Source organism: Streptomyces sp. NBC_00259 (assembly GCF_036181745.1).
Classification (GTDB): domain Bacteria; phylum Actinomycetota; class Actinomycetes; order Streptomycetales; family Streptomycetaceae; genus Streptomyces; species Streptomyces pratisoli.
On record NZ_CP108080.1, the window covers coordinates 3,766,565 to 3,779,849 of the forward strand.

Genomic DNA, 13,285 nt, shown 5'->3' on the forward strand with positions numbered 1-13,285 from the left:
CAGGTCAGCCGTCACCCGCATACGGCGTCTTCCAAACTGGTGCTCCAGAAGACGCGCGGTGGCGCTTGGCCAATAAGGCTCCGCCGACCTTGTGTGTCAGTGGCCGGCCGTAGTCTTCGGCCATGCGCAGAGGAGCAATCACACGGGAGTCCGTACTCAAGGCAATCGCTGAGCATGATGACTTGGGCCGCGAGGCGTTCCTGTCGACGTACCACTTCGGCAAGGCCCGTTCATACGTTCTAGTGCACGAGGGACGGGAATACGACTCGAAGGCCATCGCCGGAGTCGCGCACAAGTGGGATCAGGAACGAGCGCTGGCTCCCAACGAGTTCAGTGGCGGAAAGGACCACGCAGCCGCCTGGCTGAAGCGCCTCGGCTTCCAAGTCAGGGCCGTCAGCAATCCCGACTGGGCGCGGGACGAAGTCATCCTTGCCTGCCACCTCGTCATGACGAACGGCTGGAAGGGGCTAGATGCGCAGGACAGCCGAGTCATCGAGTTGTCCGCCCTGCTCCAGCTTCTACCTATCCACGCGGACGAGGACCGCAACGAGAAGTTCCGCAACCCCAACGGTGTGGCCCGCAAGACGTTCGACATCGCTACCCGGCACCCTGACTACCGCGGAAAGCCCACGAAGGGCGGTGTCGTCGATATTGAAGTCCTGCATGAGTTCCTTGCGCGCCCGGACCAGATGACTGAGGTGGCGCACCTCATCCGGGAAGGCGTCAGCACTGGTGAGCTTCAGGACCTCGCCCAGACTGGCGACGAGGAGTTTGACGACGACATCAGCGCACCCGAAGGTAGGTTGCTGCTGCGCCGGCACCGGGCACGAGAACGGAACAAGGGGCTGCGCAAGAAAAAGATCGACTCCGTCCTACGGAAGGGCGGCAGTCTCGCGTGCGAGGCATGCGGCTTCGACTTCGAAGCGGTCTACGGCGAGCGCGGAGCCGGATACGTCGAGTGCCATCACGTCGTGCCTCTACACGAAGCCGGCGAAGGAAAAACCAAACTTAGCGACCTAGCCCTCATCTGCGCGAACTGCCATCGCATGATCCATCGGCGCGCACCCTGGCCCACCCCCGCTGAACTCAGGCTCACCATCGAACACCGCCGTACCTCATGGGTCCGCGGCACCGCCGCGATCGTGAAGCAGCGTGGCCAGACCGCGGAACGTTCCTCCGCCCCGGAGGCTCCGCAATGAGGGAACCGACGGACTGTGCCTCTCGTCGACGAGGGACGCCTGTACGGGCTGCATGATTCTTGGCGAACACTCTGTGCCAACCTGAATCAAGAGAATCCGCCTCAGGAGCCAATGTCGGTCCTCATTTGCTGTCTAGGAGGACATCTAGGTCCTTGAATCCGTCACGTATTTCCTTTACTTTCCTGTACTCTTTGGCCGGATCTGGCTGCTGCTGGACCTTCCCAGTCTTATGGGCTGAATCACCTCGGAGAGTCGCCCAATCCTCGACAGATTGGAGCCAAATTGCGTTTATCTCTGATTCGATGACTCCGACAGTAAAAAGCAAGTACAGGAGGTTCTTCTCCTTGATTCCATGGTTCTTCGTACGAATGTGACTCGTAAAATCCGTGCGAGCCTTTGCGATTCGATCCTGCAGGCTAGGGGCTTGCTTCTGGGGTGGTGTAAGAATTGAAGTCGGACGCGGCCACCCATGTTCGTAGTGTCCAATCAAAGCAAGCAACGACGGCCTAATCGCCCCCTGCCCGGCGAAAGTCGCTGACGCCCGTGAAACTACATCTATCACTCGATCTTCTATATAGGACTCGAATTCTGCATGCGCGAGGACACGAAAAGCCCTAGTGCGCTCATATACGCGATCAGAATAAAGCCCGGTTGGATCGAAAGGTCTAGGGAGGAGACTGTTTCGCAGCTCAGTGATACGCCGAGACATAGCGTTGTACCGAATTGATGGCATAGCTAGCTCCAGAACACAAGGCGATTGTCCTGCAGTTCCGGAATGTTGAGCTGGTGACCGATGATCTCCTGAAGCCTCGATCCCCAGATAGAAAGCCTTCGATGGGTTGCCTCGGGCGTTTTTGTAGTGGTCTGCAGGGACTCATTGAAGTCTCTACTGGAGTCACACAGATCCTCGAATGCGCGCTTCACCTCCTCCTCCCTGCCATGTACGCGTTCACGCACCGCAGGTTCCTTGAAGTAAAACGCCATAATGTCAAAGACAGCTCGGTTGAAGCGACCTTCGTAATCCCCGTCTGACCATCGATAGAACGCGGATTTACCGAAGATTGCAAGCGTCGCCTCGATGGCTCGTTCACATTCAAACGCGATTCCGCGAATCTGATTGGCCCGCATCTCCCAATCCATGTTCATTCGATTCACGGTCTCGTCAAGGAAAATCTTAAGGTTACCGGAATACGACACGAGATACTCGGAGAACGCGAAGTACCGAAGGAGGATCTCCACGTCGCGCATCCGAAAGTCTGGGGATTTGAGCCGAAGCGCCTGTTGCAGCCAATGGCTTTCTGATGCGAAGTCATCAAGGAAGTCGGTAAAAGGTCCGGGGTGAAGAGCCTGGCGTAGTTCCTGAGGTGAGAGTCGAACACTTCCGGTGTTCAGCCGCAAGAATACGAGGTTTAGAAAATCCTCGTTCGGCCAACTCCGAACAACCACGGTGCGAATTGTTTGATTGAGCAACTCATTGAGATCGTCAACACGGTCCGGGTCATCCTCCAACTTCTTGAGTGTGTAGAGGCGGAGATCTGGCCGCACATCGAGACCTGTGAGACTGAATCCGTCATACGTCCCCGAGTCATCTCCAGCCAGAGAGGAGCCAGTAGCGAACTGACGGAGGGCCAACAATCGCTGCTTTCCGTCGATGACGATGAATTTGCCCCGCCGCTCTTTGTCTTCAGCCAAGACAATCTGAGGAATAGGCAGCCCCAAGATCAACGACTCGATGAACCGACTCTTTCGCGGCTTATCCCAGGCATCTCGGCGCTGGAAACGGGGGTTTAGTTGGATGTTTCCACGCCGAAGCTGACTGAGGATCGTCTCCGCAGTCCAGTCCGTATCGGTTACGACTGCACGCTCCACGTCGCGTGGGTGGACTTCACTCAGGTCAGTGTTTTCTTCGCCATCGAGGTCGCCCCACTCTCCGTTGTTGTTCACGTCGGTCTCCGCACGGCTAGACGATTGAGGCATAGGCGTAAGCATAGGTAGGATCATGCACCTGTACAGGGTGAACGCTCCAGCTTCCCTGGTCAGTTACTCGCTCTCACGATCAGACGACGACAGCCAGGGCAGCGCGGCCGGACGAGATGATGGCCAGCAGCTGGGTACTGCGTGGCCCCCGGTGCACCGTTGGTCGCAGGACAGAAGCCGACCCGAAAAGGTCGGGCATACACACCGTATGATCTGCCGCCATTGCCCCCTGGCCAAGGCCCGCTGAGCTCAAAGGCTGTCATCGACTACCGCCGATCAGTGGACAGCCGCGGCTTGGCAAGCATCGTGCAACAGCGCGGCACGGCCACAGAGCAAGCCTCGGCATCGGAAGGCTGACCTGGCCTCAACTGGCGGCTGAAAACAAGGAAGTGGGCCCCTGAGTAGGGCACAGCTTGGTGCGAATCGTCACTTTTTATGACTCAGGCCGCAACTGCTGTTTTGCCCAACAAGTCTGATTAAGCGTCACACGCCACCGCCATCACCCAAACTGGTTGAACAGCGGATATCCAAGCTGATTAGATGTCACCTGCGCTGCCATCCCATTAGGTTCATAAAGGACCGACTTCCCTAGCGCGGTGCGGAAACGAGGGGGCGCCACCATGGCGAAGAAGTACCGGTACGACCTGCCCGAGCACCCTGTTGACCACGGAGTGGAGGTCAGAGCAAGCGACCTCAAGATTGACCCCGAAGCTCAGCGGACGCTCAACCCGTCCCGGGCCCGCGCGATTGCTGCCGACATCAAGCCGCACGCGCTCGGGTCGGTCATCGTCTCCCAGCGGAAGAACGGCGATTTGTACATCGTCGATGGACAGCACCGCCGCGAAGCCTGCCGGATCGCCGGCATCGATACGCTCATGGCCGAAGTCCACCGCGGGCTTACGCTCCAGGAGGAAGCCACCCTGTTCCTGATCAAGAACAGGGAAGCGTCCAAGACCAACGCGCACGACGAGTATCGGATCGGGCTGACGGCCGGACTCCCGCTGTTTGTCGACACCGAGAAGGTCCTCGTCTCGCACAAGCTCAAGATCGGCAGCACCTCGTCCAACCAGGTAGGCGCCGTCCAGGGAATCCTCGCGATCACCGACAACTACGGCCCCGACGTTCTGGACGACGTGCTCACCGTCGCAGAAGAGGCCTACGGGCGCACCGCGGAGACGTGGGATGGGATCATCATCGGCGGGCTGGGAGAGTTCATCGGCCGGCACCGCGACGTCGTCAACACCCCACCCGTGCTCGACGAGTTGGCTCGCAAGTTGGGGAAGCGATCTTCGGCAGCGCGGCTGATCGGGGATGCCCGTAGCAATGCGACGGGATTCGGCGCCAAGGCCGACGGGACCGGGTCTCGGAAGATGGCAGCTTACCGGCTGATCCTGGAGGATGTGTGGAACAAGGGACGTCGTAAGAACCGGATTGAAATCTAGAAGCCAGCAGCCATGATTGTGCCTCGTGGGCCGGATCGATAATCCGGGCACGAGGCACAATCACAGACGCGCCCTTGTGATCGGGTCAGCCACGCTGTCAGCTGCTGCCCTACGCCCGCATAAGATCTGTAAGCCACGCCTCGAGAGAAATTAGGCGCTTGCTTTCTATCCGGTTACGCATTTCGGGGACCTGGCCACGAGCGTCAGTTCCATACGCAACAACGGGTCCTGCCGGGTTCAAGTGAACAACCCGTGAGAACAGGGGAGCATTCTGGGCCCTGTTATCGCAGGCACGGACCAACCGTGCTGCGTCAAATTCGTTGGTCACCAATACGTAATCGAAGTCTTGACCATACGATTCTAGATCGGCATAGTCCGCAAAATCGGCCCTAAACTGCTCCTCGCGGTCGCTACGAACGCTCCATTTCGCGGTGACCAAGATTCGGTGGCCATCCGCTCTAACAAGCGCTAGATCAACTTGGCGGTCCTTCATGGTTTTACGGGCCGGCCTGAATCCCGGGATCTCGTGAAGCCACTTACGGACTAGGATTTCATGAGTCTGGGCGACCGCAGGTATCCTGCGCAGAATCTGAGCAAGTGTATCTTCGAACCCCTCACCTAGCAGGTTCTTTCGCTTGTTCTCGTTAGCAAGGTGGGTCGTCACGCGCTCAGAGACTTTCCTACGAACATCAGCCGGCAACGGCTCTCGCAGAAAATCGCCCAGGGTGTTAACTATGATGTCTACGAGTTCAGGATCTTCGCCCGGCTCCGGAAAGGACCGGCCTTCGAACGGGCGTCTTTGAGCAGCGGCCTTTCCCAAGTTCTGAGATAGGATAGTCTCCGAGGCGGCCGTCAACGATTGAATTGCCTGGTTGAAAAGCCAGTCTATCTGCTGCTGAAGCGTGTCGGGAGTAGCTCCAAGACCTTGCGTCACCCAATCGTGGAACCTAAGTGAGCGCAGATACCACGGACGTCCAGGCTGACATTTATCACTCTCGTAACAGTGAGCCAGTCCAATTCTTCTATCGATCCACAAGAGCAGCCGATAGGCATGGAGCCAAGCGTTCTCCGCAGAGACAGGGCCATTTTGCTCGAAGTATTGGTTCAGCAATCGGGCCCGACTCTCGACGCCGAAGGCACCTTTAGCGGCTTCCTCCGCACGCTGAGGCAGATCGAAGTTAACTTCCAGAGGAATCTGCGTCTCGTCGGTCATGCCGTCAATCCAGCCGCGATAGCTGACTTGATCGCGTGACAGACCTCCCGCGCCACCGCTACAGCAAGCAGCGGAGGAACTGCGTTCCCGACTTGCCGATACCGCGAGTGAGCCGCCCCTCCATCGATCCGCCCGGGCAAAGGGCCCTTCCTGTCATCCGTTGTAAAGACAAACCGGTCAGGGAAAGACTGGATCCTGGCAAATTCCCGGACGCTCAATGATCGAGGCGCTGAGAAATGATAGACCGAGTCAGCCTTCGTGTTCAGCGTCCAAGCCCACATATCAGGATGCAGTCGACGGTACGCATAATAATGCCGACGCCCCAATTTCCCAGTCCCGTTACTGGGACCCCATTTCTGCCCCGAAATGTATCGCTCCAAGAGGCGATCTGGCAGATCGCGGTGGTTTCCTCCTGGAGGAATTTCTCGAAGACGCAGAGCAGTGTCAGAATTTACGCGGGGCAGGCTAACATTTCGCAGCTGGCAATCGCTATCTCCACGCATGAGCTTCTGATATGCAGACTCAGGTTCAGGGAGCCTGTTGAACGGCACTTCATCCGTGCGACGGCCTGCTTTCATGCCTCGCAGATCAGAAATGGCCTGGCCGGCGTTCACGACGCCGGTGTCTTGAGCATCCAGCAGACTGCTGAGCAGCTGAGAGGCACTCTCTCCACGCGCCTGGATTTCGTATCCCTCGTCACTGCGGATGAGGGTCAGAGCGGCCACCGCCCCAGAACCGATGATTTTCGGAGGGGAGACAGCGAGATCACGACGGATCCCGATGAAGATAATTCGCTTACGCGTCTGCGGCACCCCGAAGTCCGCAGCATCCAATACTTGTGGCAGTACCGAATAGTCACCATCAATGGACAGGTCAGTAACCACCTGTTCCAGGACGCCCATCTGAGCCATGCCCGGGACGTTCTCCATGACGAACGCTCTGGGCTTTATGGCGCCAATGGTGTCAACAAACTCGCGGTACAGAGAATTCCGCGGGTCATCGATGATTCTAGAGTGATTGCGGACCTGTGAAAACGCCTGACAGGGCGGTCCACCAACTAGCACATCCACCGATTTGCCGACATCGAGAATCTGTTCACGCAATTCTGCTTGACGGATGTCTCCGTTGATGCACACGGCCTCCGGGAAGTTCTTCCGGTATGTGGCACACGCATCCGGGTCCACATCGGAGCCGGCGATAATCTGAGCCCCCGCTTGCCGGAACCCCTCCGAGAGGCCCCCAGCACCAGCAAAGAGATCCATGACGAACAGACCAGCCCCCGGGCGCATGCCCGCGGCACTACGATCAGCCCCTGGCGCATCACCCACGGCAAACAGCGGCACCTGCTCAACAACGGTCACTGTCTCTCCCTGGCAGTCGGCCCAAGTTGATGAGGGGCACGAGTGACCGGGGTAGCTTACCTGGCTATGTCGAGGACGGAGTCACGTGGGTGAAAGATTTGGCTACGGTGTAAGCGATGACCCCCAGCACTGACCCCGCAACGTCAACACCGCCGACCCCCGGCCGTTCGCGCAACATGGCTGCGATCAAGCGGCGGGACACCAAACCCGAGCGGACCATCCGATCGTTGCTTCACGCCGCCGGGAAGCGGTACCGCGTTGACGTCCGTCTGCAGCTGGAGTGTGCGCGACCACGGCCGGACATCGTCTTCACACGCGCACGAGTCGCCGTCTTCGTGGACGGCTGTTTCTGGCACTGCTGCCCCGAGCACGGTCGGCAGCCTGGCGTCAATGGTGGCTACTGGGGACCGAAACTAGAGCGCAACGTCGCCCGGGACAGAGCCGCCGACGAGGCCCTTGCAGCCGCCGGCTGGACAGTCGTCCGCGTATGGGAGCACGAGGCTCCACAGGAGGCCGCGGAGCGCATCCTCGCGGTTCTAGATACCGCTGGCCCGGCTAGTCGAGGCGCCCGAACTGGATGAGGTCCTGCACCGCATCCTCTTCCCTGCGCAACACGATCCGCCCGTCGCCATTGCTGTAGGCCAGCACGGAGCTCCCGGGCGACAGCCCTGCTTCCGCCAGCACCCCCAAGGGGAGGACGACCGAGCCGTCTTCTGCGATCGTCAGCTGGATAGGTTCCCTGAGCACGGGATAGAGCCTTCTATGTCGCGGCCGCCGTCGCAAGCAGCGGGTCATGTTGCAGGTCAGGACGCCCGGTCGGACGTGTTCGATTTTCCGGCAGCCCAACAGTGCCGGTCCCGGTCGTGGTTTCACTTCTGGTCTCATTCGCACGCGTACCGCCCCGTCCGGATGAGTACGGCGGGAGGCCAGGCTGCAGCGCAACGAGCACACATAAACGCAGGTGAACGACTCCGTACGGCTCCCCAGCGGGCACGAGCACACTTGGAAAGCGTGTTGGGGGCAACCCCTCACGAGTTCGAATCTCGTATCCTCCGCCAGTGCCTCACCGGGCACGAAGTCGAAGGGCCCCACCGTTCGCGGTGGGGCCCTTCGACGTTGTCCGTCTCACTTTCCGTCTCAGTCGGTCTTGGGCGTCTCCCAGAGCGCATCGCCGACTTGCTGGGCGACCTTCCGCAGCATCGTTCCGGTGACATGCATGCACCGAGCCCGCAAGCGTGCCGCTCGCCCGGCTCCCAGCCCATGATCGCGTCGACCACGACGTCCGGGACACCGAGGAACAGGAGGACTGTCGCGGCGGTGTGGCGAGCGTCATGGAGACGGCCGTCCCATGCCCCCGAATCCCGAAGCAGACGCTTCCAGACGTGGAAGTCGGTGCTCGGACTGATGGGGCCGCCGGTCGGGAGGCGAAGACGTATCCCTTGTCCTCCCCATCGGCGCCGGCGGCGATCCTCTCCTTCTCCTGCTCCTCCCGGTGCTGACGCAGGAACTTGATCAAGAGGTGGGGGAGACCGACCGTGCGCCGTCCGGCGCGGGCCCTGATGCGTTGTGCGCCCTTTGTGTGCCCTCCTCAGCCGGGGAGCTTCGCCAGCTGCGCCTCCAGCAGGGGCCGCGGAAGCGTGTCCGTGATCACCACCATCGTGGTGAGGATGTGGTCGGTGCGAACGACGGCGTAGGTCGCGGGACTGCTTACGCCGGAGAGGTTGGTGGTGAACCGGAAGCCGACGGATTCGTCCCCGAGATCCGGGGCCTGGGCCGGTTCGAGGTCCCGGTAGATCATGGGGGCGCCGGGAACCTTGAAGCTGCCCGAGCACTCCGTGAGCGCCTTGCGGACATCGTCGAGCGCCGAGCGGGCATCGTCGCCCTGATGGACAGTCACCCACATCGCCCCGACGGTGGAGGGCAGCTCGCCAGGACCCGAGAATTCACGGACGGCCCGGGCGGTCGCGGGGCGCGGCGTATCGGTGAAGGCCAGCTGCGCAATGGGTAGGCACTCGTCCTTGTCGGCCCGGTACGCCCCCTCCGGAAGCGAGTCCTCGGCCGGCTCGGTCACCCGGAGGCCGGCGACGGTCCCCAGCATGGTGAGCTTCTCAAGGGTGGCATCGGACGGAGAGGGCCTGGCCGCGGGCCTGTCTGCCGGGCCGCTGTACTCGGAGCTGCTGCAGGCAGTAAGGAACAGAGCGGTCGAAAGGGCAGCAACGGCAGCGGTACGGCGAAGGCGCATGAAGAGTGCTCGGTTCTCTGAACGTCGCCTCCAGCAAGAGGCAAGGCGGAGGTGGGCAGGATGTGTTGAGCCTCCGGCGGTGGGGCGCCCAGACGTTCGACAAGCGAAGATCTAAGGCCAGAAGTCCCCAGGCGTCAAAACCCTTCGGGGGTGCCTGGCCGTCCCCGACACCTCCAGGGCACCGGAGTCTTTCGCACCCAGCAACCGCCCCGTCCAGTAGCGCCCCTCCGGGGCCTCGAAGCGACCGGAATGGCCGTCGCTGACCGATCCGGCTGGAGCTACGGACCAGAAGGTTCCCCGCACCAGAACCGCGCCCCATGAGGCAGGGACTCACGAGAAACCGCAGCTGCCGACGGGGCCGCGGCGAGCAGATGCAGTGCTCGGCGTCCCGCAGGTCAGCTCCCAACTCGCCACAGCTCGCTCCCAGGCAGCCTGATCCATGCCCGGCGTGGCTCGACAGGCGTTCCGGACCGGGGAGGTGGCTGAAGCCGCGGAGTCGACTGGCACCCCAGCCGGCCGACCAAACCCGCTCCGCCGACATTCGTGAGCGATCAATGTTGATCGCCTAGCTTTTCTGGGCTGACTCTGGGCGTCGAAGCGTGAATCGGACAAGAGCGGCGAGCACCACGCGACCTTGCCGCCGGAGCTGAGATGGACCCAGAAACGGTGTCCGCATCACACAGAAGGCGAAGATGAGCTGGCCCATAGCAGGGAAGGGCAGGATCGGTGGGAAGAAGAGCAGGAGCGAGACGGGGAGGAGCAAGAGCCCAGCAAGCCGGCCCCGGAAAGGGATGCCGGTTCGGGTACTGGTCAGGCCGTAGACGAAGCTGATCAGTATGGACGGGATCCCGATGATCACGGCGAAGGCCATCCAGTCCGTGATGCGCATTTCCTCCGACAACGACGCCTCCACAGCGCCCCAGGTGATCGCAAAGGTGATGGCGTAGCGGACCACCAGGTCGACAAGCCGCAGTCCGATGACCCCCAGATTCCGCCACGGTGTGCTCGCGTCCACAACCTCCTCCCCCACGGCATGCCTGATCAAGGCGGCGTGCCAGAGCGGCAACCCTTGCGCGACAGCCTGCCATAGCTATTGAACGCGTTCAACTGCGAGCGTGATCACAACGGCCTGTCCGTTCCGGCCCATGCCGCCGTCTCAGTTTCCGTCTCATTCAGCACCGTTCACGGCCGTTCAGAGGGGACCGCACTCCGGCAACCCCTCACGAGTTCGAATGAGGGGCCCACGGATGAGCTGGTCGCCTCCGCCATGGAGGCAGCGCGGATGGCGGGGCCGTACCCGGAACTGCTTTGGGCGGCGCTATGGCCCGACGATGGCGCGCAGGGCGGCGAGGTGCGCCTGGTACGCCTCCCACCCGTGCCGGGTCAGGCGGAGCCAGACGCGTTGGCGGGTGTCGCGCACGGCCTTGCGCTGCTCGACGTAGCCAGCCTCCATCAACACCGCGACGTGCTTGCTCAGTACGGAGGCGGAGACGTCGAGCTGCCGCTGGACCAGGGCGAACTCGGCCTCGTCGGCCGCGTCGAGCAGCGCGCAGATGCGCAGCCGGACGGGCGCGTGGATGGTGGCGTCGAAGCCGTCCATGGGGTCGGCGGCAGAGCTGTTCATGAGGCTTTCCGGTGCATGCGTACGAAGACGAGGTGGAAAGCGATCGACACCGCGGCGCCGACGGCGGAGGCGGCGAACAGCCACAGCGGCTCCCGGCTGGCGCGGAAGGCGAAACCCGAGCCCACCAGCAGGGCGGGCAGCCCGATCGCGAGCGGCACGGTGGCGCGCTTGGGCAGCACATCCAGGCGCAGCGCCACACCGGTCTTCTTGCGCCAGTTCACACCCGCGACCCCGAACAGCACCAAGTACGCCGCGGTCATCACCAGCATGATGACGCCCCAGGCGAGGTTGGGAAGCAGCCATCGGGGACTTGCCAGCGTGCCCCCGTAGACCGGTGGTACGGCAGCGATGTACAGCGTGAGCGTGGTGGCGAACCAGCGGGGCCAGGGGGTGGCGGACAAGGCGGTGGCGGATGCCCGGACCTGCTCGATGTCGGCCAGTGCGGCGCGGGCCTGTTGTGCGGTCGGGCGGATGGCGTCCCCGTTGGTTTCCATGACGGAAAGACTAGCGGCGTGTTTCCGGTACGGCAAGTCGAGAATTTCCGTCATGGAAAGTCTTTTGCGCCGCGACCTCTGAGCGCGTCACTCCCCGCATGCATTCGAACAGGCGTATCATTCTGGCTGTGGCTGATACCTTTCCGTCCGACCTGATCGACGCCCAGCGTCGCCTCCACCGGGCCAACGCCGAGTACAGAGCCCTGTGCCAGGCCTTGCCCTGGTCGGTAGAGCCGTTGGAGGGCTGGGCGGGTGAGGAGCACCCTCATACCGGCGTCGTCACCGGGGGCCGCGCAGGGAGTCCGGGTTACACCGACGAGCAGAAGACGGAAGAGGCTCGTCTCTGGGCCCTGGTTCGGGAGCTGTCGATCGAGGTGTCGACGCATCCGTACTGGTCGACCGTGGAGGGCGAGCCGCGGGTGAAGGCCCGTATGACGCTGAAGAACCACCCCGACACCGCGCCGGCGGACACCGCGACCGCGTAACGAGGCGGCAAGCCATGCCCGAGCTGACGCCTCAGGAGCGTCTCGACAAGCAGAAGACGTTGCGCGACTGGCTTCGGTGGCAGCTCTCCCAGTCCGACGAAGCGATTCGGCGCCTCGAACGGCAGGTGGAGGAAGACCGGCGGCGTCGCGACGTCGCCCGCATCGAGATGAGCTGGAAGCTCCAACCACCGCGGGCAGACGGCGCGCAGCCCATGCTGCACCGCGGGAACTGCGGGCTCTTCAAGACCCTGACCGGATACCTGGACAAAGACCACGTCGTGATCGCGTTCGATCAGTTCCCGGACCTGGAGATGTGCGAGATCTGCGCGCCCTGGGGACTCCTGGGGATACCGAAGCCGACGCCACGGAAGCCGTCGCCCTAGGCGCCTTGGTGTACGCACCGGTGCGAGGTCACCGTCAGCCGTAGGCTGGGGCCTCATGCGCGACGGACAGGAGGCCAAGGTGGCCGGGACGACGGTGGCCGAGGTGATGGCCGAGTTGGCCGCGCTCGAGGACCCGAAGATGCGCGAGGCGAATGAGAAGCGCGGTGACGATCACGGCGTGAACCTCGGCAAGCTGCGCGCGCTCGCGAAGCAGCTCAAGACGCAGCAGGATCTCGCGCGCGAGCTCTGGAAGACGGATGACACCGCGGCGAGGCTCCTGTCGATCCTGATCTGCCGTCCGAAGGCATTCGAACGGGACGAGCTGGACACCATGCTGCGGGAGTCGCGCGCCCCCAAGGTCCACGACTGGCTCGTGAACTACGTGGTGAAGAAGAACCCGCACTCCGAAGAGCTGCGCCTCGCCTGGTCCGCGGATCCGGATCCGGTGGTCGCGAGTGCCGGCTGGGCCCTGACCACCGAGCGGGTGGCGAAGAAGCCCGAGGGCCTCGACCTCGCGGGACTGCTCGATGTCATCGAGGCGGAGATGAAGGACGCCCCGGACCGTCTGCAGTGGGCGATGAACCACTGCCTGGCCCAGATCGGCATCGAGCACGCCGAGTACCGCGCCCGTGCGATCGACATCGGCGAGCGCCTGGAAGTGCTCAAGGACTACCCGACTCCCCCGAACTGCACGTCCCCGTTCGCTCCCGCCTGGATCGCCGAGATGGTGCGCCGTCAGCACGCCGGCTAGAACCGGATAGAGCCGGAAAGAACCAGACAGAACCGGCCGGCTGCAACGCAAGGTCCGCGCACCGGACGACTGAAACGCTCGGACCGTGCACCGGCCGGCTGCAACCCTCGGTCA

Annotated in this window: 14 protein-coding genes and 1 pseudogene; 7 read left to right on the top strand and 8 right to left on the bottom strand. The window is 62.3% G+C overall.

Annotated elements, in window-relative coordinates; genetic code table 11:
• The first annotated feature begins 122 nt into the window (after positions 1 to 122).
• A complete protein-coding gene (locus tag OG766_RS16870) occupies positions 123 to 1,199 on the top strand; it encodes an HNH endonuclease (RefSeq protein ID WP_328725692.1) in 1,077 nt (358 codons plus the stop codon).
• A 735-nt stretch (positions 1,200 to 1,934) separates the two neighbouring features.
• On the opposite strand, the gene OG766_RS16875 is transcribed toward OG766_RS16870, so the two are convergent.
• A complete protein-coding gene (locus tag OG766_RS16875; RefSeq protein ID WP_328725693.1) occupies positions 1,935 to 3,143 on the bottom strand; it encodes a DUF262 domain-containing protein in 1,209 nt (402 codons plus the stop codon).
• A gap of 653 nt (positions 3,144 to 3,796) precedes the next feature.
• Here OG766_RS16875 and OG766_RS16880 point away from each other — a divergent pair.
• Positions 3,797 to 4,618, top strand: a complete 822-nt coding sequence (locus OG766_RS16880; protein ID WP_328725694.1) for a ParB/RepB/Spo0J family partition protein — start codon at positions 3,797 to 3,799, stop codon at positions 4,616 to 4,618.
• A gap of 109 nt (positions 4,619 to 4,727) precedes the next feature.
• Here OG766_RS16880 and OG766_RS16885 read toward each other — a convergent pair whose 3' ends face one another.
• On the bottom strand, positions 4,728 to 5,831 hold the full coding sequence (locus OG766_RS16885; protein ID WP_328725695.1) for a hypothetical protein: 1,104 nt from the start codon (positions 5,829 to 5,831) through the stop codon (positions 4,728 to 4,730).
• Positions 5,828 to 7,192, bottom strand: coding sequence for a DNA cytosine methyltransferase (locus OG766_RS16890; RefSeq protein WP_328725696.1), 1,365 nt, complete (start codon positions 7,190 to 7,192; stop codon positions 5,828 to 5,830). Before OG766_RS16890 ends, OG766_RS16885 begins: the two co-directional genes overlap by 4 nt.
• 116 nt (positions 7,193 to 7,308) lie before the next feature.
• Between OG766_RS16890 and OG766_RS16895 the strand changes: the two genes are divergently transcribed.
• Positions 7,309 to 7,773: a very short patch repair endonuclease gene (locus OG766_RS16895; RefSeq protein WP_328725697.1), complete on the top strand. Its 465-nt coding sequence runs from the start codon at positions 7,309 to 7,311 to the stop codon at positions 7,771 to 7,773.
• Here the strand turns inward: OG766_RS16895 and OG766_RS16900 are convergent.
• The 3 genes from OG766_RS16900 to OG766_RS16910 all read right to left on the bottom strand — a co-directional run bounded on the left by OG766_RS16900 (position 7,748) and on the right by OG766_RS16910 (position 10,449).
• On the bottom strand, positions 7,748 to 7,939 hold the full coding sequence (locus OG766_RS16900) for an AbrB/MazE/SpoVT family DNA-binding domain-containing protein (RefSeq protein ID WP_328725698.1): 192 nt from the start codon (positions 7,937 to 7,939) through the stop codon (positions 7,748 to 7,750). The genes OG766_RS16895 and OG766_RS16900 overlap by 26 nt on opposite strands.
• A gap of 841 nt (positions 7,940 to 8,780) precedes the next feature.
• Positions 8,781 to 9,290 (bottom strand): hypothetical protein, encoded by a 510-nt coding sequence (locus OG766_RS16905; protein WP_266379918.1) that lies wholly within the window; start codon positions 9,288 to 9,290, stop codon positions 8,781 to 8,783.
• A 709-nt stretch (positions 9,291 to 9,999) separates the two neighbouring features.
• Positions 10,000 to 10,449 (bottom strand): hypothetical protein, encoded by a 450-nt coding sequence (locus tag OG766_RS16910; protein WP_266379921.1) that lies wholly within the window; start codon positions 10,447 to 10,449, stop codon positions 10,000 to 10,002.
• Positions 10,450 to 10,668: 219 nt separating this feature from the next.
• Between OG766_RS16910 and OG766_RS16915 the strand changes: the two are divergent.
• Positions 10,669 to 10,752 (top strand): annotated as a pseudogene (locus OG766_RS16915) (methyltransferase); the annotation flags it as partial.
• Here the strand turns inward: OG766_RS16915 and OG766_RS16920 are convergent.
• Together OG766_RS16920 and OG766_RS16925 are read right to left on the bottom strand one after the other, a co-directional pair.
• Positions 10,753 to 11,058, bottom strand: coding sequence for a transcriptional regulator (locus tag OG766_RS16920; RefSeq protein WP_266379924.1), 306 nt, complete (start codon positions 11,056 to 11,058; stop codon positions 10,753 to 10,755).
• On the bottom strand, positions 11,055 to 11,552 hold the full coding sequence (locus OG766_RS16925; RefSeq protein WP_266379927.1) for a hypothetical protein: 498 nt from the start codon (positions 11,550 to 11,552) through the stop codon (positions 11,055 to 11,057). The genes OG766_RS16920 and OG766_RS16925 overlap by 4 nt, the downstream gene beginning before the upstream one ends.
• Positions 11,553 to 11,680: 128 nt before the next feature.
• Between OG766_RS16925 and OG766_RS16930 the strand changes: the two genes are divergently transcribed.
• Genes OG766_RS16930 through OG766_RS16940 form a run of 3 tightly spaced genes read left to right on the top strand, consistent with a single transcriptional unit; the run spans position 11,681 to position 13,171 of the window.
• Positions 11,681 to 12,037, top strand: a complete 357-nt coding sequence (locus OG766_RS16930; RefSeq protein WP_266379930.1) for a hypothetical protein — start codon at positions 11,681 to 11,683, stop codon at positions 12,035 to 12,037.
• A gap of 14 nt (positions 12,038 to 12,051) precedes the next feature.
• Positions 12,052 to 12,420 (top strand): DUF6233 domain-containing protein, encoded by a 369-nt coding sequence (locus tag OG766_RS16935; RefSeq protein ID WP_266379933.1) that lies wholly within the window; start codon positions 12,052 to 12,054, stop codon positions 12,418 to 12,420.
• Between the two features lie 55 nt (positions 12,421 to 12,475).
• Positions 12,476 to 13,171 carry a DNA alkylation repair protein gene (locus tag OG766_RS16940; RefSeq protein ID WP_266379936.1) on the top strand — a complete coding sequence of 232 codons (696 nt, stop codon included), beginning with the start codon at positions 12,476 to 12,478 and terminating at the stop codon, positions 13,169 to 13,171.
• The last annotated feature ends 114 nt before the right edge of the window (positions 13,172 to 13,285 follow it).

Bases quoted from the DNA above. Each gene is read 5' to 3' on its own strand.
- OG766_RS16925 (WP_266379927.1), bottom strand. From the start codon at position 11,552: ATGGAAACCAACGGGGACGCCATCCGCCCGACCGCACAACAGGCCCGC.
- OG766_RS16895 (WP_328725697.1), top strand. From the start codon at position 7,309: ATGACCCCCAGCACTGACCCCGCAACGTCAACACCGCCGACCCCCGGC.
- OG766_RS16940 (WP_266379936.1), top strand. From the start codon at position 12,476: ATGCGCGACGGACAGGAGGCCAAGGTGGCCGGGACGACGGTGGCCGAG.
- OG766_RS16880 (WP_328725694.1), top strand. From the start codon at position 3,797: ATGGCGAAGAAGTACCGGTACGACCTGCCCGAGCACCCTGTTGACCAC.
- OG766_RS16885 (WP_328725695.1), bottom strand. From the start codon at position 5,831: ATGACCGACGAGACGCAGATTCCTCTGGAAGTTAACTTCGATCTGCCT.
- OG766_RS16935 (WP_266379933.1), top strand. From the start codon at position 12,052: ATGCCCGAGCTGACGCCTCAGGAGCGTCTCGACAAGCAGAAGACGTTG.
- OG766_RS16920 (WP_266379924.1), bottom strand. From the start codon at position 11,058: ATGAACAGCTCTGCCGCCGACCCCATGGACGGCTTCGACGCCACCATC.
- OG766_RS16905 (WP_266379918.1), bottom strand. From the start codon at position 9,290: ATGCTGGGGACCGTCGCCGGCCTCCGGGTGACCGAGCCGGCCGAGGAC.
- OG766_RS16870 (WP_328725692.1), top strand. From the start codon at position 123: ATGCGCAGAGGAGCAATCACACGGGAGTCCGTACTCAAGGCAATCGCT.